Below are 21,294 nucleotides of genomic sequence, written 5' to 3' on the forward strand. Positions count from 1 at the left end.
TGCATGTATTAGGCACGCCGCCAGCGTTCGTCCTGAGCCAGGATCAAACTCTCCAAAAAGATGTTTGATATAAGCTCATAAAAAATTGACGTTTCGTTTTGTTCAGTTTTCAAAGATCAATCACTTTTTTTCACAGCGACTTTTATATTATATCAGTATAATATGTCGTTGTCAACATTTTTTTAATTATTTTTTGTTGTTTACTAACTTCTTTAGCAGCAACGTTTAATAATATATCAAGTTTTTTAGGCATTGTCAACATGATTATTGATTTTTTTTAAAAGGCTTTGCCACATGTTAATTCGACTGTTTTTTTATAAAATCCTTACGAGCATATAAAAGGAATATTAGTCCTACCCCTATTGTTAACAACGTATAAACTTTTGTATCAAAAAAAGAAGTTTAACAGTTTAAATTAATATTTTGAAAAAACAATACCGATATCTTACTAAGACACATTCAAGGAAAAAACTAACCTTTTTTCTGCCGTTTCCTGATTGGGAGAATATAATGCGCACATTCACGGTGAGAAGAAGCTACTTTTGTAAATAATTTAAATAAAATTTGATATCTTTCCTCCATTGCCGTTTTTACAATTTGATTGAATCGATCGTCTCGAAGTTCAAATAAGATTTCATCCATTTCTCTTTTAAGTAAATATTGAATTTCTTGAATTTCTTGATCATGTACAATTAAACCGCGCATTCTACCACCCTTTCTGTTTAGCTTGGAAAGTATTTTTACCAAAAAACGAAAAATTATCAAAAAAAGATCTCATTGCATATTCACACAATATAAGAGCATATGATAAGACAGGAACTTGTCTAATAGGGGATGATAAAAACATGAATTTTTTCGTTACATTAAATGGGCGTAGGTTGAAGCAAATACTTTTTATCATAATTGTTTCTTTTTTTACGGCATTATTCTTTTATACACAAACAATCGCGCAAACTCCTGTTTTTTCAGCAAATGATGGCCCGAAAGCCATTTATAAAGGGGAAAAAGGGATTGCTCTGACTTTCAATATTGGATGGGGAGATGAAAAAGCAGTACCAATTATTAATACTTTACAAAAAAATGGGGTTAAATCTGCAACGTTCTTTTTATCCGGTTCATGGGCCGAACAACACCCCGACATCGTTGAGAAAATAGTAAAAAGTGGCTATGAAATTGGCAGTTTAGGGTACGCCTATGTTGATTATACTGAACTTGATGAAAGTAAAATTCGGAGCGATATATTAAAAGCTCAAGAAGTATTTAAAAAATTAGATGTTCATGATGTAAAGCTTTTACGTTCACCAACAGGGCATTTTGATAAAAAAACATTAAAAGTTGCTGAACAACTTGGCTATACAGTTGTACATTGGAGTGTCGACTCAGATGACTGGAAAAATCCCGGAGTGAAAACAATCGTCAATAAAACAGTAAAAGCGAAAAACGGGGATATTATTTTATTGCATGCATCAGATTCAGCAAAACAAACTGCGAAGGCATTGCCAATCATTACGAAAGATCTTTCACACAAAGGAAAATTCACTACCGTCTCAGATTTGATTACAAACGGTCATGTAAAAACAACACTTATTCAATAAATTTGAAAGAGGCTTAAGGATAAGGGATTTTCACCTTGTCCTTTTATTTTCCCCCCTGTTCCCCACTCCAACAATTGACATAACCCAAAGTACACTAATTTTGGCCAAATTATTACTTTCACTTAAAGTGATTTATTAAAATAATGATTCAGACACAATTCGAGGCTCCCTGACTGCCTGCGGAAAGCGGACCCCTGAAGCGAAACTCACCCCCTCCTTTTTTATGGAAAAAAGTTCCCGGAAAACAGACAAAATTAAAGAGGTTCGTGTGAATAAAACTGCTAAATTTCCTTATCCTATGTATAAGACAATGCATAGAAGAAGGGAAGTAGCCACTGAATGAACAAACTTTTACCTTTGCTCCTGTTATCTATTATCGGTCTAGCCGCTTGTTCAGGAGAAGCAACCTCAAGTGGTCAAATGGATTATAATCAAACGAAAAAAATGATGATTGATGTTTTAAAAACGGATGAAGGGAAAAAAGCGTTACAAGATATAATGACTGATGATGCAATGAAGCAAAAATTAGTCATTGATCAAGATTTTGTAAAGAAGACAATTGAAAGTACATTGACTTCTAAAAAAGGGCAGGAGTTTTGGAAGACAGCTTTTCAAGACCCTAAATTTACACAAGCATTTGCGAAAAGTATGGAATCACAAAATAAAGACTTACTAAAAAAGTTAATGAAAGACCCTGATTATCAAAAAATGATGATCGACATATTAAAAGACCCTGATTACGAGAAAGAAGTTTTAACTTTACTAAAAAGCAAGGATTTTCGCAGTCATATTCAAGATGTTATTATTGAAACTTATAATGACCCGCTTTTTAAAGCCAAATTAGAAGATTCTCTTTTAAAAGCCGCAAAAGAAATGAATAAAACTGATAATAAACAAAAATAAGGCGAGAAATCACTCTCGCCTTTTATCATTTTAGTCATTAAATGTTTGATCAATCTTATGAGCAATATCACCATAAATTTTTCCAACACGATGATCTTCTCCATATACGGAAGGAGCGAAATCCGCTTCATTCCAATCAGGTTGTTGTAATGGCAGTTGCCCTAATAACGATGTATTTAGCTCCTTCGCAAGCTTTTCACCGCCGCCTTTACCAAAAACATACTCACGTTCACCTGTTAATTTACTTTCAAAATAAGACATATTTTCAATTACACCTAAAATAGTATGTTCCGTTCTTAATGCCATAGCGCCAGCTCGCGCAGCAACAAATGCAGCAGTTGGATGCGGAGTTGTAACAATAATCTCATTACATTTTGGCAGCATGGAATGGACGTCTAAAGCAACATCCCCTGTTCCAGGAGGCAAGTCAAGCAAGAGATAGTCTAAATCTCCCCATTCTACCTCTTTAAAGAAGTTATTTAACATTTTCCCTAGCATTGGACCACGCCAAATAACAGGAGCATTATCCTCGACAAAGAATCCCATTGAAATTACCTTTACACCAAAACGTTCAACAGGATAAATTTTCTGACCGCGAACGACAGGACGTTGCATAATTCCCATCATGTCCGGAACACTGAAACCATAAATGTCAGCATCTACTAAACCAACTTTTTTACCAAGACGTGCAAGAGCGACCGCTAAATTAACGGATACAGTAGATTTACCTACACCACCTTTACCACTGGCAATTGCTATGTATTTCGTTCCTTTAGAGGATAATGGGTTATGCTCTGCTTCTAATTCCCCGCGGTATTTTTCTAATATTTCTTTTGGCAATTCAGCAAAACGAATTCCTACTGTATTTGCCCCAATTTCTTTTAATTTATTTACAATCGCCATTTGCAATTCTAATTGCTCTTTTGTTCCTGTTTTTGCAATGGCAACCTTTACACTGACATGCTGAATTTCGTCTTTTATTTTAACTTCTAGAATGCCATCTGTTTCTTCTAAAGTTTTATGTAAGAAAGGATCTTTAAACCCTTTAAGAGCATCTGTTACCTGTTTTTCGCTCAACATCTTTCCAAACACCTTCCTTAAAATGAATTCGTTCCCAATCTTTCATTAGTATAACACACTTACTACCATTTTTAGACTAGAACGACTTGTAAAAGCAGGGACTAAAAAAGGGCACACTATTTGTGTCCCTTTGAAAAACGTCGTTTATTTTAAATCCAAATCTTTTTCTTTTGAAAAATATCTCATCACCCCATTATAGATTGAGGCTGCAACCTGTGTTTGATATTTATCTGAAGTTAGATTCTTCCGCTCTTGCGGATTTGATAAAAAGCCAATCTCCACTAAAGCCCCTGGTTTTTTCGCATGCTTTAATAGATAGACGCTGGAAAGTGTCTTTGGAATCCTCTTTGTATTTTCAAGATTACGAATCAATTCCGCCTGAACAAAAGACGCTATCCGTTTATTTTCTACTAACTGCGGTGAATAAAAGGTCTGCGCCCCGCTCCACTGGGATTGAGGAATTGCATTTAAATGAATACTAATAAATAAATCCGCTTCGGACTCATTAATCATCGAAAGGCGTTTCTTTAAATCCTCTACTTTTCGGCGGCTATACCCTTTTGTATCGCTATCTGCCAAATCTGTGTCTGTTTCCCGTGTCATTAATACGAGTGCACCTTGCTGCTGTAAATAATCTTTAAGTTTCAGCGCAACGTTTAAGGCAATATCTTTTTCTAATACTTCATCACCGGTTGCCCCTCCGTCCGGTCCTCCATGTCCTGGATCTAAATAAATGATTTTTCCTGACAAAGGTAAGTTCCAAGACCGCCAAGTATCTTTTTGGAAAAATTGAAATTGAAAAAGTAAAAATAAAAGCACTGCTCCAATCATAAACGCGGTAATTTTTATCCGTTGTTTCATGGTATTCTTCCCTTCCTTGTCCTTATTGAATAATTATGGGACAAGGAAGGAATTTAGAACTGAATCTTAGTGAAGGCGTAATTTTCTTCGTTTCTCTGCCTTTTTAAAGCCTTCAGTCCACCAGTAATCTATAAATTGTTCACAAGTATAGTAAAGTGATTCTTGCATCGTACCAGTTTCATCAGTCCATAATTGCCAATCATTGTACAGTGTATCTGTAAGTTCTTTTAATTCCTTTGCACAGCGTTTTTTTGTTTGTTCAATCGTTTCACCATAAAGACCAAATCGGCTATAATGACCGCCTAATAAAAAAGATTCGATTGCGAGATCGCCACAGCCTTCTTCTGCACTACGTTGTATCCACGCTCCCCCGTTCAAGCGAATAAAATTAAAATGTGATTGAATACTTTTTTTCAATGCCTGAACGGGAAGCTCTCGTAATAATTTACGCTCATATTTAATTTGTCTTTCTCTCCGTTTTGAAGCTAAACTAATAAGGTCATTCATTGTTACACACTCCTTATATGTATTTTTCGATAGATAACCATTTCTCATTCAATCAATCATTTCCAATGTTTAGCTTCTATGCTATCTTTGTTTAATAAACTAACATAAAAAAACACGCCCTAATTTATAGGACGCGCCTTTAATACGGCTGCCATTTTACCCTTTTTGCTGTCATAAATCTTTTTTCGACATTCGGCCAATAAACAATATTCCACCATTGATCTACATATTTCCCACGATCATTTTTATATTGTAAATAATAGGCATGCTCCCAAACGTCAAGGACAAGAAGTGGAATCACATCCCATTGTGTTAATAATTGATGGCGTTCGGCTTGTAAAATTTCTAATTTCCAAGACCTCGGGGCCCATACTAATATCGCCCATCCAACACCTTCAACTTTTTTTGCCGCTTCGGTAAAATGTGCTTGAAATAATTCATAACTGCCGAAATCATGTTCAATTTGAGCAAGTAAATCTCCTTTTGGCTTTCCACCTCCATCAGGATTCATCACTTCCCAAAAAATGCAATGCAAGTAATGGCCCGCACCATTAAAAGCCAATTCTCTTTCCCAATGTTTTATTAGCTCATAGTCATTATGTTGGCGCGCCTCTTGCATCTTCATCTCCGCCTTATTTAATCCATCAACATAGCTTTGATGGTGCTTCGTATAATGAAGCCGCATGATGTCCTCGCGAATATAAGGTTCTAACGCATTATATTTATAGGGCAAAGGCGGGAGTTGATGTTTGCCAATTGGCACAGCTCCATAAACCCTCACTTGCCGGTTATCATCAATGCGATGATCAATATCTCGAACGGTACGTTGAAGTTCAATAAGTGTTGGTTCAGTAATAGACTCCTCCGCGAGGCAATGCTGTACATCTTTTCTTACTAACTTGATTTTTTCAATTACATCTTGATCAATATCTTCATTCCGACTATACAAAAAAAGCTCCACATCCCGCAGCCAAGTTTCTACTTCCCTTAAATATTGAATTGCCTTTTGTTCAAACGCCATCATCTTTTTCCCCCATCATCTTACCTTTTAAATAGGTCATATACCCATAATGTATTATTCATCTATAAAAACGTGACTAGGAAGGACTTTGATAAACTAAAAAAGGGGAACCCATATAGAGCACCCCCTGAAAGGAAACATATTATTTTAATTCATCTATGTCAATTTTACATTCTTGCAAAGGTACGACTTTTGTCTTCCTCACAAATTTGTATCCTAACCACATGATTATAAATAAAGGAATTCCTAAATAAGCTGCAATTACATTAAGCCAATCAATTTTGTCGCTAAGAAAGGCTTGATAATCTTGAGCTAAAATAACGATCAGCCCAACAGCTAAAGCAAAAATCGGACCAAATGGGTAAAGCTTTGCAGTGTATGGCAGCTTTTTTACATCGTGGCCTTGCGCGATAAATGCTTTACGAAATCGATAATGGCTGGCTGCAATCCCAAGCCAGAAAATAAAACCAGTGACACCTGCAGCATTTAATAGCCACATGTAAATAGTACCATCGCCAAAGATTGACGCTAGGAAAGCAAGTAATCCAACAACGGTCGTTGCTACAAGGGCAGCAACTGGAACTCCGCGCTTGTTTAATTTCCCAAAAAGTTTTGGCGCTTGACCTTCCTTTGCCATTGCATACAGAATTCTTGTTGAAGCGTATAAACTAGAGTTTCCGGCAGATAGAACAGCTGTTAAAATAACTGCGTTCATTAATGAAGCCGCAAATGCTAATCCTGCTTTTTTAAACACAAGCGTAAATGGACTAACCATAATATCGCTGCTTTGCAATGTTTCTGTCGTATACGGAATAATCAAACCAATTACGAAAATCGCTAATACGTAAAATAAAAGAATTCTCCAAAAGATACTTCTAATGGCTTTTGGCACATTTTCTCTAGGATTTTCACTTTCACCAGCGGCAACACCAACAATTTCCGTTCCTTGAAACGAGAACCCAGCGGTTAGGAACACACCTAAAATCGCTAATATTCCACCGTGGAATGGTGCATCACCTACTGTAAAGTTTTTAAAACCTACTGCATCGCCTTTCATAATTCCAAAAATCATTAGTAAACCAACAATAATGAAAATAATAATAGTCGTTACTTTAATAAATGAAAACCAATATTCTCCTTCACCATATCCTCTAACAGAAAGGATATTCAAACCAAAAATAATAATGATAAATATTCCACTCCATAGCCATGACGGACTATGCGGGAACCAAAACTTCATAACAAGTGTAGAAGCAGAAAGCTCTGCCGCAAGCGTAATTGCCCAGCTGTACCAATAGTTCCAGCCTAATGCAAACCCTAGGGCTGGATCAATAAAGCGAGTTGCATACGTACTGAATGCTCCACTCGATGGCATGAAAGAAGCCAACTCTCCCAAGCTTGTCATAATAAAATAAACCATCACACCGATGATCAAATATGCTAATAGTGCTCCGCCAGGCCCTGCCTCATAAATCGCCGAACCACTACCTAAAAACAGTCCTGTTCCAATCGATCCACCTAGTGAAATCATCATCAGATGACGCGCTTTTAACCGCCGTTGCAGTCCACCATTTTGATCGACATGTTGATCTTTCATCATAAACACCTCTATTACACGTTAGTTCATACTATTTAACGAATTATATTTACAACATATCATGCATAATTAATCAAAAACACAACTATAATACAATATCATAAACATTCACTCTTGAAAATAGAAATTTGTATATTTTATCACTGGTATGTATTTTATTGCATGGATGAATTTGGAAAGCTGTTATGGAGATTCGTTCAAAATGTTATTTGGTTTATCTCCAATCTATGTTGTGATGCATTAGAATATGAAAACATAAGTAAGCGATCATCCTAATTAGGACAATCACTTTTTAAATCCAAAACGCCTTCCGCGAGAGTACTATTTTAGAGCCCTCCGCAAGAAGGATTTGTTGTTTTCCCCTTTTCCTCCGCTGATTCAGTTGGTACTGAAACATAACCATAACCTGTAGGGCTAATTTCTAGCACATCTTGATTCGCTTTCCCATTTGAACTTAAATTAAGATTCTTTCCATTTGTTAAGCGACTTTTCATTAAACATCCTCCTTATTAAAATTTTATAAACTAGATATACTTTGCCTTGGCTAATGAATATATTTTTTTCTTTCGCCAATACAACTAACAATACTTTCCCCTAAAAACGGAAAACAACTCTTTTAATACATGTTATAACTCCAAATGATACCTGCGATATTTATTTCATATTACGCGTAAAAATATAGAAGCATTAAAAAGATCATTCCCTCAGAATGATAAGCTTTTTACATAAAAAAAGACCCCCAACCAAATTGGTTGAGAGCCTTTGAAACGCAAACAATTAACGTTTTGAGAACTGAGGTGCACGACGAGCGCCTTTAAGACCGTATTTTTTACGTTCTTTCATACGAGCGTCACGAGTTAACAATCCAGCGCGTTTTAGTGTTCCACGATATTCAGGATCAGCTTGTAGCAATGCACGAGCGATACCATGACGAATTGCACCAGCTTGACCAGTGAAGCCGCCACCTTTAACGTTTACTAAAACATCATAGCTGCCTACAGTTTCAGTTGCAACTAATGGTTGTTTAATTACTTCGATTAATGCTGCGAATGGAATATAGTTTTCAACATCGCGACCATTGATTACGATACGACCGTTACCTGGTACTAAGCGAACACGAGCAACAGAACTTTTACGACGTCCTGTTCCGATATATTGAACTTGTGCCAAAATAATAACCTCCTTTTAGTAATTATCCGCGAAGTTCGTAAACTTCTGGTTTTTGTGCTTCATGTGGATGTTCTGCACCAGCATACACATGTAATTTTTTAAACATTTGACGTCCTAAAGAACCTTTTGGAAGCATACCTTTAATAGCAAGTTCCAACATTTGTTCTGGATAGTTTGTACGCATTTCGTTAGCAGTACGTTGTTTAAGACCACCAGCGAATTGTGTATGACGGTAGTAGATTTTGTCAGTTAATTTTTTACCTGTTAATTCAATTTTAGATGCATTTAAAATGATAACATGATCACCAGTGTCTACATGTGGTGTGAAAGTTGGTTTATGTTTACCACGTAAGATAGATGCTACTTCAGAAGCAAGACGACCTAAAGTTTTGCCTTCAGCATCTACTACGTACCATTTACGTTCAATGTTATTTGCATTAGCCATATAAGTAGTACGCATTCGTTACCCTCCTAAAAAAATAATAAAAACATTTCATTTTCTATTTATTCTAATCACGAATAAGTTTCCGGGGCTTATCGTGGGTTTAAAAAAAACAGTACCATAGGTAATAATACATTCTTAGAACATCAATGTCAAGACAATGTTACGCCTGGTTAAGTTGTTTTCTCCTTGGGAAATATTCCTTTAATAAAATACTTTCCATAAGTATAACCCTTCGGCGGGTGCTGTCTTTCCAGCTGCACTTCTGTCCCGCTTCTCAAGAATAGGACGCATATCTTCCGGCTTCTTTCGCCCTGTTCCTACTTCTAGTAATGTCCCTACTAAAATCCTTACCATATTATATAGAAATCCATTACCAACGAATTGAATAACCCACTCTTCATCCGTCTTGTAAAAGGAAATTTCTTTAAGCGTGCGGACTTTATCATTTACTTCTGTTTTTGCAGAGCAAAAGCTTGTAAAATCATGGGTTCCTAACAACTGTTCTGCTGCTAATTTCATTGCTTCAAAATCCAATTGATAAGGAACTTGATAAGCATATTTTCTTTTTAATGGATCACGTATCGGTGATTGGTACATCCGATATTGATAAGCTTTACCAACGGTTGAAAAACGGGCATGAAAATGATCATCTACTATTTCCGTTTTTAAAATGGCAATATCGTCCGGTAATAATCCATTTAAGACAATGGGCCATTTTTCTATCGGGATCGATAGCGGGGAGTCAAAATGGATGACCTGCCCCTTTGCATGGACACCAGCATCTGTCCTGCCTGAAGCAAATATTTTAATCACTTCACCTTTATGAATTGTTGCAAGTGCTTGTTCAATTTCTGACTGCACCGTTCGTTTATTCGGTTGGACTTGATACCCGGAAAATTGTGAACCATCGTAGCTGACAATACATTTGTATCTCTTCATAATGCCCTCCATTAAGCACGGAAAATGACAAGTAGAATGGTTACAAGGACAAGAGAGAGCAATGCAAGCGTATCGCGAAATTTCCAAATTAAAATGCGGTATTTCGTTCTCCCCTCTCCCCCTTGATAGCCCCTTGCCTCCATGGCAGTTGCCAATTCTTCCGCTCTTTTAAAAGAGCTAACAAACAACGGGATGAGCAAAGGAATAATCGATTTAATCCGATTTGTCATACTGCCGCTAGAAAATTCTACTCCTCTTGCCATTTGCGCCTTCATAATTTTTTCAGTCTCATCCATTAATGTCGGGATAAACCGTAACGAAATCGACATCATCAGTGCTAATTCATGAACAGGAAATTTTATTTTTTTGAGCGGATTTAATAATGCCTCTATTCCATCTGTTAAAGAAATTGGCGTCGTTGTCAACGTCAATAAAGACGTCAAGAAAATCAAGAGTAAAAACCGCACTGAAATAAATATACCTTGCCGGATTCCTTCACTATAAATTTTGACAATGCCTAAATGGTAAACTAAATGTCCTTCACGGTTAAAAAATATTTGTAAGATCAGTGTAAATAATACTAACCATAGAATTGGCTTTAATCCATTCAAGAAAAAGCGAAGAGACACTTTCGAAATGAATATAATCAGAATGGTAAAAACTGCTAATATTCCATATGTAATGGTATTATTAGCTATAAAAACAATACAAATATAGGCAAAAACAAAGATTAACTTTGAACGAGGGTCCATGTGATGGATAAAAGAGTCACCAGGGACATAACGTCCAAATATCATTTTTTCCATCATTGCAAGTCACCTCGCATACTTTGCAATTCCTCTGCCAGCTCTTCAATTGTTAGACATGTCTTATTTAATTTGCGATTAAGCTTTTGCTCCACCATATACTGAAAATGAACAATATCTGGGACACTTAATCCCCATTGCTCCAATTCCTTTGGAGATGAGAAAATATCCCTCGGGCTGCCCTTCTTCTTCATTTCACCGTGATGCAAAATGACAAGTTCATCTGCATACAGTGCCGCATCCTCCATACTATGTGTAACAAGAATCGTTGAAAGATTTTTCTCTTTATGCAAATTGTAAAACATACTCATCATTTCTTTCCGACCACGGGGATCCAAACCTGCAGTAGGTTCATCAAGTACAAGCACATCTGGTTCCATTGCCAATACTCCTGCTATTGCAACACGGCGCATCTGACCGCCAGATAAATCAAAGGGTGATTTGTTCAGCACCTCTTCAGGCAGTCCAACCAATTGAACTAAACGATGAGCACGCTTGATTGCTTCTTCTTTAGAAACGCCAAAATTCATTGGTCCAAAGCAAATATCTTTTTCAACAGTTTCTTCAAAAAGTTGATGTTCAGGGAATTGGAAAACAATTCCGACCTTTTGACGAATCTCTCGTAAATTTTTTCCTTTTTGACCTGCCTGAATCGTGCGATCACCTATTTTCATTTGACCTTTCGTAGGCTGCAGCAAGGCGTTTAAATGTTGCAAAAGCGTTGATTTCCCTGAACCAGTATGTCCAATGATAGCAACGTAACTACCGGACGGAATATTCATGGAAATGTCATGAAGTGCGAGTCTTTCAAAAGGTGTATGTTGCTGATAACGATATTCTATTTGTTCAAGTGTAATGTCCATAATGCATCCACCAATTCTTTATCTGTTAAATATAATGTTGGAAAGTGAAAACCTTTCATCTCTAATGCTTTTGCCATTTTTATAGAAAAAGGAATATCTAAACCAAGTTGAGTCAATTCACTTTCTAATTGAAAGATCTCCATTGGAGTACCTTCCCGATATACTTTTCCTTGATTCATGACAATGATACGATCTGCCTGTGCTGCCTCATCTAAATCGTGGGTAATTGAAATAACTGATAATTCCAGTTCATCTTTTAATTGCCTTATTGTTTCAATTACTTCTTTTCGGCCAATTGGATCTAACATTGATGTTGCTTCATCTAAAATAATTACTTTCGGTTGTAAAGCAATAATACCAGCTATTGCAACTCTCTGTTTCTGTCCACCAGAAAGATGGTGCGGCTCTTGATTTAGAAACTCCGACATCCGAACTCTTTGCAATGCGTCATGCACACGCTTCTCCATAATTGCTTGAGGAATTCCTTGATTCTCCAAACCAAAAGCCACATCATCTTGGACAGTCGTTCCTACGAATTGATTGTCCGGATTTTGAAATACCATACCAACACGTTTTCTAATATCCCAAACAGTGTCCTCAGATAGTACGAGCCTATCGACCTGTATCGTACCTGATTCTGGATATTGCAGTCCATTCAATAATTTTGCCAATGTAGACTTTCCAGAACCATTATGACCGACAATGGCAAGCCATTCTCCATTATATACTTTAAAAGAGACATCACTTAATGCATACCTGTCCTGATCTGGATAGCGAAACGACACATGATCAATTGAAATCATTTCAGTTCCCTGATTGTTCACCATCAACCCCTCCTCTCTCATACTCACCTAATCTCTGCTCATCTAATATAACTAAAAAGGATAGCCATAAATAGCTGTGTTCCTTTAAAACAGAATAAATTGATTATAAGGTGGAAACATAATGATATATTAAAAAGCTCCTCATAATAAAAAAGCCTGCACCCCTCTTCAGTGTGTAGACATTAAATGATTGATACAAAAATATTTAAATGAAGAGGGTTGCAAGGAGCTAGACGGGACATGAACAAATCTTTCATGCCCATCATAACACTCAATATGCTTTTAAAAATCAGAAAAAACGTTAAACAAAAAGGGCATAGAAGCAGTTAAGATATGTTCCTAAACTGTCCTGCCCTAGATGTGTAAGTATATTAAACTAATTCGATGACAACAACTGGTGCACCGTCACCACGACGAGGTCCAAGTTTCATGATACGAGTGTATCCACCTTGACGCTCTACATAGCGAGGAGCAATATCAGCGAATAACTTTTGAACAGCATCTTGCTTAGTTTCAGCGTTAGCCACTTCATGACGGACAAATGCAGCTGCTTGTCTACGAGCATGAAGATCGCCACGTTTACCAAGAGTGATTAATTTTTCAACAACTGAACGTAATTCTTTAGCACGAGCTTCAGTTGTTTCAATGCGTTCGTTAATGATAAGGTCTGTTGCTAAATCGCGTAGCAATGCTTTACGTTGGGCACTTGTACGTCCTAACTTTCTGTAAGGCATGAAGTTTCCCTCCCTTATTATTGAATTATAATTCTCATATTAATAAATTGACTGTTATCAATCATCTTTGCGTAGACCTAAACCTAAATCTTCTAACTTCGCTTTAACTTCTTCTAAAGACTTACGACCTAAATTACGTACTTTCATCATATCTTCTTCAGTTTTATTAGCTAACTCCTGAACAGTGTTAATACCAGCACGTTTTAGACAGTTATAAGAACGAACAGAAAGATCTAGTTCCTCAATTGTCATTTCAAGAACTTTTTCTTTTTGATCTTCTTCTTTTTCAACCATGATCTCAGCATTTTGTGCCTCATCAGTAAGTCCTACAAAAATATTTAAATGCTCAGTTAAAATTTTAGCTCCTAAAGCAATAGCTTCTTTAGGTCCAATGCTTCCATCTGTTAACACATCTAGTGATAGCTTATCAAAGTTGCTCACTTGTCCAACACGTGTATTTTCTACTTGGTAGTTTACACGTTGAACTGGAGTGTAAATGGAGTCGATTGGAATTACGCCAATTGGATGATCTTCTCGCTTGTTTTGGTCAGCCGGTGTATAACCACGGCCTGTAGAAGCCGACATACGCATACGGAAATGACCATTAGCTGCAACTGTTGCAATATAAAGGTCTGGATTTAAAATTTCAACATCACTGTCGTGCGTAATATCAGCAGCAGTTACGATTCCTTCTCCCTGCACATCAATTTCAAGCGTCTTTTCTTCGTCAGAATAAATTTTTAAAGCAAGTTTTTTCAGATTAAGAATAATGGATGTAACATCTTCTACGACGCCTTCAATTGTTGAAAACTCATGCATAACCCCATCTATTTGAATAGATGTGACAGCGGCACCTGGGAGTGAGGATAGTAGGATACGACGTAAGGAGTTACCCAAAGTAGTACCATATCCACGCTCTAGCGGCTCCACGACGAATTTGCCATAAGTAGCATCATCGCTAACCTCAATCGTTTCAATTTTTGGTTTTTCAATTTCAATCATTCAAATTTAACCTCCTTCAAAACGTCGAAACCCCGCATAGACCTCCACGAGTTCTATCCGAAATTCCCCATGTTTACATTCCCGATTGTGCACAACAACTGGATTAATCAATTCTTTGTTTAAGATACTATATCATATCCCATTATTGACAAGGATACAAAATCTATACAAAAAAATTAAACACGACGACGTTTTGGTGGACGGCAACCATTATGTGGAACTGGAGTTACGTCTTTAATTGCTGTTACTTCTAAACCTGCAGCTTGTAATGCACGAATAGCAGCCTCACGACCAGCACCTGGTCCTTTTACAGTAACTTCAAGAGTTTTCATACCATGTTCCATAGAAGCTTTAGCAGCTGTTTCTGCAGCCATTTGTGCAGCAAAAGGAGTAGATTTACGAGAACCTTTAAAACCTAATGCACCAGCACTTGACCATGCAACAGCATTACCATGAGCATCCGTAATAGTTACAATTGTATTGTTAAATGTAGAACGAATATGGGCTATACCAGATTCAATATTCTTTTTCACACGACGTTTACGAGTATTTGTTTTACGTGCCATAAGTTAATACCCTCCTTTACAAATTATTTCTTTTTACCTGCTACAGTTTTACGAGGACCTTTACGTGTACGAGCATTGTTTTTCGTATTTTGTCCACGTACAGGTAAACCACGACGATGACGAAGGCCACGGTAAGAACCGATTTCGATTAAACGTTTAACGTTTAATGAAATTTCACGACGAAGGTCACCTTCAACTTTTAATTTATCAATGACGTCACGAATTTTATTAACTTCTTCTTCAGTTAAATCGCGAACGCGTGTATCTTGAGAGATACCAGCTTCATCTAAAATTTTGATAGCAGTTTGTTTACCAATTCCATAAATGTAAGTTAAAGAAATGACAACCCGCTTATCACGTGGAATGTCAACACCAGCAATACGTGCCATATATGCGCACCTCCTTTAAATTATCCTTGTTTTTGTTTATGTTTTGGGTTTTCACAAATTACCATAACTTTACCTTTTCTGCGAATAACTTTACATTTTTCACAGATCGGTTTCACTGATGGTCTAACTTTCATCTGTTATTACCTCCTTAATATTACGGAGTGCATGATTAGTTATCATAAAAATAACACTAATTTCTACACGTCAAGGTTGATAATCAAGCAATACTAATAAAATGATCGCAAACACGAATTAACAACTAGCAATAAGTAGAACGAGCGTTAAACATTTAATTATTTAAAACGATATGTGATTCTTCCACGAGTTAAATCATACGGAGAAAGCTCAACTGTTACTTTATCACCTGGTAAAATACGAATGAAATTCATTCTAATTTTTCCAGATACATGTGCAAGAACAGTATGACCATTCTCTAATTCTACCTTAAACATTGCGTTTGGCAAAGTTTCACTAACTGTACCTTCAACCTCGATAACATCATCTTTCGCCATCGAACTTTTCTCCCTTCTTCTAACATTTGGGACCTTAATAAAATACCTCTTCCGTAAACCTCAAAAACTATACGGCTCGCCCAAATTCCTATTTTTATGACTGTTAGACGCTTAACGAATAATGAACAACACTAGATACATGTAAAGCGGATGATCGGCTCTCACAATTCTATCGTTGCTCCCATTGGACATCTCAAAAAGACATATGCATACATCATCATACTAGATCATGCTTCAGGCAATTGGCGAGGGCCTATAGGTGGTCCATCACGAGGTATATTAGTTCTTCATGTCAGTCTTGACCAATCCCATGTCCGGCATACCCGCGAACGATAGAAAGCCACTTACATGAAAAAAACTGAATTGCATGAGAGACGTTCGATTGACGTTAACTAGCCAATCACTGTTAAAACAATAACAGACTAGTAATTCCTCATCTATTTTCAACAGAATATTTAGAAGAAGAATATTATATAAATTAATCCTCTGGTTTTCACCAATTAAATATTCTGTGATCCTTCAATGGTGAAAATCGTCACGATAACCATTATAACCTTTTCAAGCCGGAAATGCATCATACTCATAAAGAAAATTTTCAGCAATTCCAACAAAAAATGGAATTTACTCAGACTATGCTGCTTTCCAAAAAAATGAAGAGTGTTTAAAGCATGTAAATTGCTGCTACTCTCATGAATTCATCAATGCTTTCTAACGACCTTATAAACTGCTTAATAACTGATCGATATCGGCAAACACTTGCTTAATTTCTTGTTGACCATTTACATTGCGTAAATAACCTTTTTCAGCATAAAAGTCAAGAAGAGGTTTCGTTTGTTTAATATTTACATCTAAACGGTTTTGAACTGTTTCTTCATTATCATCTGCACGTTGATATAATTCTCCGCCACAACGATCACAAACACCGTCTTTAGCAGGAGGATTAAATTCAAGATGATATGTCGCACCGCAATTTTTACAAATTCTACGTCCTGTTAAGCGTGCCATTAAAATACTTTTATCAACTTCTATATTGATGCAATAGTCGAGGTGTTTATTTAGATCTTTTAATATTTCTTCCAAAGCTTCTGCTTGAGCAACTGTTCTAGGAAAACCATCGAGCAAAAATCCTTTGCTGCAATCGTCCTTGCCTAATCGCTCACGAACAATTCCAATTGTAACTTCATCTGGAACAAGCTCACCTTTATCCATAAAGGATTTCGCTTTTAAACCTAATTCCGTCTCATCTTTGATTGCTGCACGAAACATGTCCCCAGTAGAAATATGAGGAATGGAATACTTATCAACGATCTTTTCAGCTTGAGTACCTTTACCAGCACCTGGAAGGCCCATTAGCACTAAATTCAACGGTACAGCCCCCTCAATCTGTTTATTTACGGTTTTAGGAACAAGCGATTGCCCCCAAAACCTAATTATTTAATAAACCCTTTATAATGACGTTTTACTAATTGAGATTCTAATTGTTGCATTGTTTCAAGTGCAACACCAATAACAACTAGCAAACTTGTACCGCCAATTCTTACTGAGGAAGGTAGACTTGCAATATTTGTGAAAATGACTGGAAGAATCGCAATTACAGCCAAAAATAACGAACCTACAAACGTTAAACGATATAAAACGCTTGTTAAATATTGCTGAGTGTTTTTACCAGGACGAATACCCGGAATATACCCACCTTGTTTTTTTAAGTTTTCAGCAAGCTTTTCAGGGTTAACCTGTACAAAGGCATAAAAATAAGTAAAAGCAATAATTAATGCAACGTAGATCAATGCTCCAACTGGTTTGGTGTAATCGAAAATCCATTGAATGGTGCTTGCAATATTACTAGAACCAAAAAATGATGCAATGGTTTGTGGTGCAATAATAAACGAAATTGCAAAGATAACAGGAATAACACCAGCTGCATTTACCTTAAGTGGTAAATGGGTAGATTGACCGCCAACTTGGTTTCTTCCAGCAAGACGTTGTGCATATTGAATAGGAATCTTTCTCGAAGCTTGTTGAAAAAAGATGACTCCCACTACAATCGCTAAAACAACAAGAACAAAAAGAACAAGAAGAACAATTTTTAAGAAAAGTTGTGATCCTGCATTTTGAATTTGTTGCGCGTAAATTTGGTTAATAGCTGTCGGCATTCCTGCCACAATCCCTGCCATAATGAGAATAGAAATTCCATTCCCGACACCTTTGGTTGTAATTTGCTCACCTAACCACATTAAGAAGGTAGTACCTGCCGTTAATGTAATCGCAATGATAATATACGTACCAATACCAGATTGTGTAATCAGTGCACCTTGAGCTAAATTATTGAAGCCATAGGACATACCTAACGCTTCAATAAAACCAAGAATTACGGTAAAATAGCGCGTAAACTGATTTAGCTTACGACGACCAACCTCTCCTTGTTTTGCCCATTCTGCAAATTTAGGAACTACGTCCATCTGCAACAACTGTATGATAATAGATGCTGTAATATATGGCATAATTCCCATTGCAAAAATAGAGAAGTTTCTTAATGCACCTCCACCAAATGTATTTAGAAAACCAACTAAACCATTTTGGGTAGAGGCATCTAATACAGAGGCATCAACATATGGAACTGGTATGAATGCACCAATTCGAAAAACCACAAGCATTAAGAGGGTGAAAATAATTTTTCTTCTTATATCACCCACACGCATAAAATTGGAGATTGTTCTAAACATTAGATCACCTCAATTGAACCGCCAGCAGCTTCAATTGCTTCTTTAGCAGCAGAGGAGAATTTATGTGCTTTTACCGTTAATTTTTTCTCAAGTTTACCGTTAGCAAGTACTTTAATACCTGATTTTTCCTTGCTTACAACACCAGTTTCCAAAAGAAGAGCAGGTGTTACTTCAGTACCTTCGTCAAAACGGTTCAAAGCATCTAAGTTTACAACTGCATAATCTTTACGATTGATGTTTGTGAAACCGCGTTTTGGTAAACGACGGAATAAAGGAGTTTGACCACCTTCAAATCCAAGACGTACACCGCCGCCGGAACGAGCCTTTTGACCTTTATGTCCTTTACCAGCAGTTTTACCGTTACCAGAACCAGTACCACGACCAACACGATTACGTTCTTTACGAGATCCTTCCGCAGGTTGTAATTCATGAAGTTTCATTGTCCGCACCTCCTTATTTTAGAATCATTGATTATTCTTCTACTGTTACAAGATGACTAACTTTGTTAATCATTCCGCGAATAGCAGCATTATCTTCTTTCTCAACAGTTTGGTTTACTTTACGTAATCCAAGAGCAATCACAGTATCACGTTGATCTTGTGGACGACCGATCACGCTGCGAGTGAGGGTAATTTTTAATTTTGCCATTAGTGTTCCCTCCTTAACCTAATAGTTCTTCTACTGATTTGTTACGTAATTTTGCAACTTCATCCGCACGCTTTAATTGACTAATACCGTTCATAGTAGCACGAATCATATTAATTGGTGTATTAGAACCTAAAGACTTAGATGTAATATCAGCAACACCAGCTAATTCTAATACGGCACGAACAGGACCACCAGCGATAACACCAGTACCTGGAGAACCTGGTTTTAATAAGATTTTACCTGCACTGAAGTGTCCAACTACTTCATGAGGGATTGTTGTACCAACAAGAGGTACTTCAACTAGGTTTTTCTTAGCATCTTCAACTGCTTTACGAATAGCATCAGGTACTTCTTGTGCTTTACCTGTACCAAAGCCAACGTGTCCGTTTTTATCTCCAACAACAACTAGTGCAGAGAAGCGGAAACGACGTCCACCTTTAACAACTTTCGCAACACGATTTACCGTAACTACGCGTTCTTCTAATTCAAGTTTGTTTGGATCAATGCGACGCATCTGTTTTTCCCTCCTTTATGATTAAAATTGTAAGCCGTTTTCACGAGCTGCATCAGCAAGAGCTTTAATACGTCCGTGATATAAATAACCACCACGATCAAATACTACTTCACTTAATCCTTTTTCTGTAGCACGTTTAGCGATTAATTCACCAACTTTTTGTGCTGCTTCAACATTACCAGTAGATTCAAGATTTAATTCTTTATCAACAGTTGAAGCACTAACTAAAGTTACACCATTTACATCATCAATTAATTGAGCGTAAATGTTTTTATTAGAACGATACACGTTCAAACGTGGACGAGTAGGAGTTCCGCTTAACTTAGCTCGTACGCGAGCGTGTCTTTTTTTACGCACTTGGTTTTTATCAGGTTTAGTGATCATCGATTTCACTCCTTTCTCAAACTATGCAGCATTATTTACCAGTTTTACCTTCTTTTCTACGTACATATTCGCCTTCGTAACGAATTCCTTTTCCTTTATAAGGTTCAGGAGGACGTACAGCGCGAATATTTGCAGCAAGAGCGCCTACACGTTCTTTACTTACGCCTTTAACGATAACTTTTGTATTAGAAGGAACATCGATTTCAAGTCCTTCTTCTGGATCAAATTCAACTGGATGAGAATAACCTACATTCAAAACAAGTTTTTTACCTTGTTTTTGAGCACGGTATCCAACACCAATTAATTCTAATGATTTTTCATAGCCTTTTGATACACCTTCAACCATGTTTGCAAGTAAGGCACGAGTTGTACCATGCAATGCACGATGATTTTTTGCATCAGAAGGGCGAGTTACGTTAATGATATTATCTTCGATGTTAATTGCGATATCAGGACTAAAGCTGCGAGTTAATTCGCCTTTAGGTCCCTTTACCGTAACGTCATTGTTATTAATTGTTACAGTAACTCCAGCTGGAATTTCAACTGGTTTTTTTCCTACACGTGACATGCTTTGCACCTCCGTTCAACTTCAATTATTACCAAACGTATGCTAATACTTCTCCACCGATCTTTTTAGAACGAGCTTCTTTATCAGTTAAAACACCTTGAGAAGTAGAAACAATCGCAATACCAAGACCGTTTAATACTTTAGGAACTTCGTCAGCTTTTGCATAAACGCGAAGTCCAGGTTTACTGATACGTTTAATTCCAGTGATAACACGTTCGTTATTCGCACCATATTTCAAGAAGATCCGAATGATTCCTTGTTTATTATCTTCAATAAATTCAACATCACGAACGAATCCTTCACGTTTAAGGATTTCAGCTACATCTTTTTTAATCTTAGAAGCAGGAACTTCTAATTTTTCGTGACGTACTGTATTTGCATTACGAATACGAGTTAACAAATCTGCAATTGGATCTGTCATGACCATTTAAATAACCTCCTTCCCAATATTGGGTTTTACCAGCTAGCTTTTTTAACGCCAGGTATTTGACCTTTATATGCAAGTTCACGGAAACAAATACGGCAAAGTTTAAATTTACGAATTACTGAGTGTGGACGGCCACAACGTTCGCAACGAGTGTAAGCTTGCACTTTAAACTTTGGCTCGCGTTTTTGTTTCGCAATCATTGATTTTTTAGCCACG

General features: G+C 36.9%; 30 protein-coding genes and 1 rRNA gene. 2 read left to right on the forward strand and 29 right to left on the reverse strand.

What is annotated here, in order from left to right; translation table 11 throughout:
- Positions 1-59 (reverse strand): 16S ribosomal RNA (locus G4D61_RS13230); the annotation flags it as partial.
- Positions 60-471: 412 nt separating this feature from the next.
- Positions 472-705, reverse strand: a complete 234-nt coding sequence (locus G4D61_RS13235; protein WP_025729760.1) for a hypothetical protein — start codon at positions 703-705, stop codon at positions 472-474.
- Positions 706-845: 140 nt separating this feature from the next.
- Here G4D61_RS13235 and pdaB point away from each other — a divergent pair, with 140 nt between their 5' ends.
- Entirely contained in the window at positions 846-1,595 is a 750-nt protein-coding gene (gene pdaB / locus G4D61_RS13240; protein ID WP_025729762.1) for a polysaccharide deacetylase family sporulation protein PdaB, read from the forward strand.
- 339 nt (positions 1,596-1,934) lie between these two features.
- Positions 1,935-2,498, forward strand: a complete 564-nt coding sequence (gerD, locus tag G4D61_RS13245) for a spore germination lipoprotein GerD (RefSeq protein WP_025729763.1) — start codon at positions 1,935-1,937, stop codon at positions 2,496-2,498.
- 30 nt (positions 2,499-2,528) lie between these two features.
- Here the strand turns inward: gerD and salA are convergent, their stop codons facing one another.
- From salA to rpsN, 27 genes are all read right to left on the reverse strand, one after another.
- Positions 2,529-3,578 carry an iron-sulfur carrier protein/transcriptional regulator SalA gene (gene salA / locus G4D61_RS13250; RefSeq protein ID WP_025729764.1) on the reverse strand — a complete coding sequence of 350 codons (1,050 nt, stop codon included), beginning with the start codon at positions 3,576-3,578 and terminating at the stop codon, positions 2,529-2,531.
- Between the two features lie 144 nt (positions 3,579-3,722).
- Positions 3,723-4,439: an N-acetylmuramoyl-L-alanine amidase CwlD gene (gene cwlD, locus G4D61_RS13255; protein WP_025729765.1), complete on the reverse strand. Its 717-nt coding sequence runs from the start codon at positions 4,437-4,439 to the stop codon at positions 3,723-3,725.
- A 66-nt stretch (positions 4,440-4,505) separates the two neighbouring features.
- Positions 4,506-4,946: a DUF2521 family protein gene (locus G4D61_RS13260; RefSeq protein ID WP_163174165.1), complete on the reverse strand. Its 441-nt coding sequence runs from the start codon at positions 4,944-4,946 to the stop codon at positions 4,506-4,508.
- A gap of 139 nt (positions 4,947-5,085) precedes the next feature.
- Positions 5,086-5,967, reverse strand: coding sequence for a superoxide dismutase (locus G4D61_RS13265; protein WP_163174167.1), 882 nt, complete (start codon positions 5,965-5,967; stop codon positions 5,086-5,088).
- Positions 5,968-6,109: 142 nt separating this feature from the next.
- Positions 6,110-7,564, reverse strand: a complete 1,455-nt coding sequence (locus tag G4D61_RS13270) for an amino acid permease (protein ID WP_081979051.1) — start codon at positions 7,562-7,564, stop codon at positions 6,110-6,112.
- Positions 7,565-7,890: 326 nt separating this feature from the next.
- Positions 7,891-8,058 (reverse strand): hypothetical protein, encoded by a 168-nt coding sequence (locus G4D61_RS13275; protein ID WP_155918482.1) that lies wholly within the window; start codon positions 8,056-8,058, stop codon positions 7,891-7,893.
- 283 nt (positions 8,059-8,341) lie between these two features.
- The gene (gene rpsI / locus G4D61_RS13280; RefSeq protein WP_025729773.1) at positions 8,342-8,734 is read right to left on the reverse strand and encodes a 30S ribosomal protein S9; all 393 of its coding nucleotides are present in this window, start codon (positions 8,732-8,734) and stop codon (positions 8,342-8,344) included.
- Between the two features lie 22 nt (positions 8,735-8,756).
- Complete coding sequence (gene rplM, locus G4D61_RS13285) at positions 8,757-9,194, reverse strand: 50S ribosomal protein L13 (RefSeq protein ID WP_025729774.1); 438 nt, start codon at positions 9,192-9,194, stop codon at positions 8,757-8,759.
- A gap of 186 nt (positions 9,195-9,380) precedes the next feature.
- Positions 9,381-10,118: a tRNA pseudouridine(38-40) synthase TruA gene (gene truA / locus G4D61_RS13290; RefSeq protein ID WP_025729777.1), complete on the reverse strand. Its 738-nt coding sequence runs from the start codon at positions 10,116-10,118 to the stop codon at positions 9,381-9,383.
- 11 nt (positions 10,119-10,129) lie between these two features.
- A complete protein-coding gene (locus G4D61_RS13295; protein ID WP_025729779.1) occupies positions 10,130-10,927 on the reverse strand; it encodes an energy-coupling factor transporter transmembrane component T family protein in 798 nt (265 codons plus the stop codon).
- A complete protein-coding gene (locus G4D61_RS13300) occupies positions 10,924-11,787 on the reverse strand; it encodes an energy-coupling factor ABC transporter ATP-binding protein (protein WP_035354108.1) in 864 nt (287 codons plus the stop codon). Before G4D61_RS13300 ends, G4D61_RS13295 begins: the two co-directional genes overlap by 4 nt.
- On the reverse strand, positions 11,763-12,614 hold the full coding sequence (locus G4D61_RS13305) for an energy-coupling factor ABC transporter ATP-binding protein (protein WP_025729783.1): 852 nt from the start codon (positions 12,612-12,614) through the stop codon (positions 11,763-11,765). Before G4D61_RS13305 ends, G4D61_RS13300 begins: the two co-directional genes overlap by 25 nt.
- 368 nt (positions 12,615-12,982) lie before the next feature.
- Positions 12,983-13,345: a 50S ribosomal protein L17 gene (gene rplQ, locus G4D61_RS13310; protein WP_025729785.1), complete on the reverse strand. Its 363-nt coding sequence runs from the start codon at positions 13,343-13,345 to the stop codon at positions 12,983-12,985.
- 57 nt (positions 13,346-13,402) lie between these two features.
- Positions 13,403-14,347 (reverse strand): DNA-directed RNA polymerase subunit alpha, encoded by a 945-nt coding sequence (locus G4D61_RS13315; RefSeq protein WP_025729787.1) that lies wholly within the window; start codon positions 14,345-14,347, stop codon positions 13,403-13,405.
- Between the two features lie 176 nt (positions 14,348-14,523).
- Positions 14,524-14,913 carry a 30S ribosomal protein S11 gene (gene rpsK, locus G4D61_RS13320; protein ID WP_025729789.1) on the reverse strand — a complete coding sequence of 130 codons (390 nt, stop codon included), beginning with the start codon at positions 14,911-14,913 and terminating at the stop codon, positions 14,524-14,526.
- 23 nt (positions 14,914-14,936) lie between these two features.
- The gene (gene rpsM / locus G4D61_RS13325) at positions 14,937-15,302 is read right to left on the reverse strand and encodes a 30S ribosomal protein S13 (protein ID WP_025729791.1); all 366 of its coding nucleotides are present in this window, start codon (positions 15,300-15,302) and stop codon (positions 14,937-14,939) included.
- A 20-nt stretch (positions 15,303-15,322) separates the two neighbouring features.
- Positions 15,323-15,436, reverse strand: coding sequence for a 50S ribosomal protein L36 (rpmJ, locus tag G4D61_RS13330; RefSeq protein WP_003156543.1), 114 nt, complete (start codon positions 15,434-15,436; stop codon positions 15,323-15,325).
- A gap of 159 nt (positions 15,437-15,595) precedes the next feature.
- Positions 15,596-15,814 carry a translation initiation factor IF-1 gene (infA, locus tag G4D61_RS13335; protein WP_025729794.1) on the reverse strand — a complete coding sequence of 73 codons (219 nt, stop codon included), beginning with the start codon at positions 15,812-15,814 and terminating at the stop codon, positions 15,596-15,598.
- A gap of 717 nt (positions 15,815-16,531) precedes the next feature.
- Positions 16,532-17,179: an adenylate kinase gene (locus tag G4D61_RS13340; protein WP_025729796.1), complete on the reverse strand. Its 648-nt coding sequence runs from the start codon at positions 17,177-17,179 to the stop codon at positions 16,532-16,534.
- A 65-nt stretch (positions 17,180-17,244) separates the two neighbouring features.
- Complete coding sequence (gene secY / locus G4D61_RS13345) at positions 17,245-18,537, reverse strand: preprotein translocase subunit SecY (RefSeq protein ID WP_025729798.1); 1,293 nt, start codon at positions 18,535-18,537, stop codon at positions 17,245-17,247.
- The gene (gene rplO, locus G4D61_RS13350; RefSeq protein ID WP_025729800.1) at positions 18,537-18,977 is read right to left on the reverse strand and encodes a 50S ribosomal protein L15; all 441 of its coding nucleotides are present in this window, start codon (positions 18,975-18,977) and stop codon (positions 18,537-18,539) included. The genes secY and rplO overlap by 1 nt, the downstream gene beginning before the upstream one ends.
- A 31-nt stretch (positions 18,978-19,008) precedes the next feature.
- Entirely contained in the window at positions 19,009-19,185 is a 177-nt protein-coding gene (rpmD, locus tag G4D61_RS13355) for a 50S ribosomal protein L30 (RefSeq protein WP_025729802.1), read from the reverse strand.
- A gap of 13 nt (positions 19,186-19,198) precedes the next feature.
- Positions 19,199-19,699 carry a 30S ribosomal protein S5 gene (rpsE, locus tag G4D61_RS13360; protein WP_025729804.1) on the reverse strand — a complete coding sequence of 167 codons (501 nt, stop codon included), beginning with the start codon at positions 19,697-19,699 and terminating at the stop codon, positions 19,199-19,201.
- A gap of 21 nt (positions 19,700-19,720) precedes the next feature.
- Positions 19,721-20,083, reverse strand: a complete 363-nt coding sequence (gene rplR / locus G4D61_RS13365; protein WP_025729806.1) for a 50S ribosomal protein L18 — start codon at positions 20,081-20,083, stop codon at positions 19,721-19,723.
- A 31-nt stretch (positions 20,084-20,114) separates the two neighbouring features.
- Positions 20,115-20,651 (reverse strand): 50S ribosomal protein L6, encoded by a 537-nt coding sequence (rplF, locus tag G4D61_RS13370; protein ID WP_025729808.1) that lies wholly within the window; start codon positions 20,649-20,651, stop codon positions 20,115-20,117.
- 28 nt (positions 20,652-20,679) lie between these two features.
- Entirely contained in the window at positions 20,680-21,078 is a 399-nt protein-coding gene (gene rpsH / locus G4D61_RS13375; RefSeq protein WP_025729810.1) for a 30S ribosomal protein S8, read from the reverse strand.
- A gap of 29 nt (positions 21,079-21,107) precedes the next feature.
- Positions 21,108-21,293, reverse strand: coding sequence for a 30S ribosomal protein S14 (gene rpsN, locus G4D61_RS13380; protein WP_025729812.1), 186 nt, complete (start codon positions 21,291-21,293; stop codon positions 21,108-21,110).
- Position 21,294 lies beyond the last annotated feature (1 nt).

Source organism: Heyndrickxia ginsengihumi, assembly GCF_011008565.1.
In the GTDB taxonomy this organism is placed as follows: domain Bacteria; phylum Bacillota; class Bacilli; order Bacillales; family Bacillaceae_C; genus Weizmannia; species Weizmannia ginsengihumi.

Excerpts from the sequence above, each read along its gene's own strand:
- G4D61_RS13235 (WP_025729760.1), bottom strand. The coding sequence starts at position 705 with ATGCGCGGTTTAATTGTACATGATCAAGAAATTCAAGAAATTCAATAT.
- pdaB (WP_025729762.1), top strand. The coding sequence starts at position 846 with ATGAATTTTTTCGTTACATTAAATGGGCGTAGGTTGAAGCAAATACTT.
- gerD (WP_025729763.1), top strand. The coding sequence starts at position 1,935 with ATGAACAAACTTTTACCTTTGCTCCTGTTATCTATTATCGGTCTAGCC.
- salA (WP_025729764.1), bottom strand. The coding sequence starts at position 3,578 with ATGTTGAGCGAAAAACAGGTAACAGATGCTCTTAAAGGGTTTAAAGAT.
- cwlD (WP_025729765.1), bottom strand. The coding sequence starts at position 4,439 with ATGAAACAACGGATAAAAATTACCGCGTTTATGATTGGAGCAGTGCTT.
- G4D61_RS13260 (WP_163174165.1), bottom strand. The coding sequence starts at position 4,946 with ATGAATGACCTTATTAGTTTAGCTTCAAAACGGAGAGAAAGACAAATT.
- G4D61_RS13265 (WP_163174167.1), bottom strand. The coding sequence starts at position 5,967 with ATGGCGTTTGAACAAAAGGCAATTCAATATTTAAGGGAAGTAGAAACT.
- G4D61_RS13270 (WP_081979051.1), bottom strand. The coding sequence starts at position 7,564 with ATGAAAGATCAACATGTCGATCAAAATGGTGGACTGCAACGGCGGTTA.
- G4D61_RS13275 (WP_155918482.1), bottom strand. The coding sequence starts at position 8,058 with ATGAAAAGTCGCTTAACAAATGGAAAGAATCTTAATTTAAGTTCAAAT.
- rplM (WP_025729774.1), bottom strand. The coding sequence starts at position 9,194 with ATGCGTACTACTTATATGGCTAATGCAAATAACATTGAACGTAAATGG.
- truA (WP_025729777.1), bottom strand. The coding sequence starts at position 10,118 with ATGAAGAGATACAAATGTATTGTCAGCTACGATGGTTCACAATTTTCC.
- G4D61_RS13295 (WP_025729779.1), bottom strand. The coding sequence starts at position 10,927 with ATGATGGAAAAAATGATATTTGGACGTTATGTCCCTGGTGACTCTTTT.
- G4D61_RS13300 (WP_035354108.1), bottom strand. The coding sequence starts at position 11,787 with ATGGACATTACACTTGAACAAATAGAATATCGTTATCAGCAACATACA.
- G4D61_RS13305 (WP_025729783.1), bottom strand. The coding sequence starts at position 12,614 with ATGGTGAACAATCAGGGAACTGAAATGATTTCAATTGATCATGTGTCG.
- rplQ (WP_025729785.1), bottom strand. The coding sequence starts at position 13,345 with ATGCCTTACAGAAAGTTAGGACGTACAAGTGCCCAACGTAAAGCATTG.
- G4D61_RS13315 (WP_025729787.1), bottom strand. The coding sequence starts at position 14,347 with ATGATTGAAATTGAAAAACCAAAAATTGAAACGATTGAGGTTAGCGAT.
- rpsK (WP_025729789.1), bottom strand. The coding sequence starts at position 14,913 with ATGGCACGTAAAACAAATACTCGTAAACGTCGTGTGAAAAAGAATATT.
- rpsM (WP_025729791.1), bottom strand. The coding sequence starts at position 15,302 with ATGGCACGTATTGCTGGTGTTGACATTCCACGTGATAAGCGGGTTGTC.
- rpmJ (WP_003156543.1), bottom strand. The coding sequence starts at position 15,436 with ATGAAAGTTAGACCATCAGTGAAACCGATCTGTGAAAAATGTAAAGTT.
- infA (WP_025729794.1), bottom strand. The coding sequence starts at position 15,814 with ATGGCGAAAGATGATGTTATCGAGGTTGAAGGTACAGTTAGTGAAACT.
- secY (WP_025729798.1), bottom strand. The coding sequence starts at position 18,537 with ATGTTTAGAACAATCTCCAATTTTATGCGTGTGGGTGATATAAGAAGA.
- rplO (WP_025729800.1), bottom strand. The coding sequence starts at position 18,977 with ATGAAACTTCATGAATTACAACCTGCGGAAGGATCTCGTAAAGAACGT.
- rpmD (WP_025729802.1), bottom strand. The coding sequence starts at position 19,185 with ATGGCAAAATTAAAAATTACCCTCACTCGCAGCGTGATCGGTCGTCCA.
- rpsE (WP_025729804.1), bottom strand. The coding sequence starts at position 19,699 with ATGCGTCGCATTGATCCAAACAAACTTGAATTAGAAGAACGCGTAGTT.
- rplR (WP_025729806.1), bottom strand. The coding sequence starts at position 20,083 with ATGATCACTAAACCTGATAAAAACCAAGTGCGTAAAAAAAGACACGCT.
- rplF (WP_025729808.1), bottom strand. The coding sequence starts at position 20,651 with ATGTCACGTGTAGGAAAAAAACCAGTTGAAATTCCAGCTGGAGTTACT.
- rpsH (WP_025729810.1), bottom strand. The coding sequence starts at position 21,078 with ATGGTCATGACAGATCCAATTGCAGATTTGTTAACTCGTATTCGTAAT.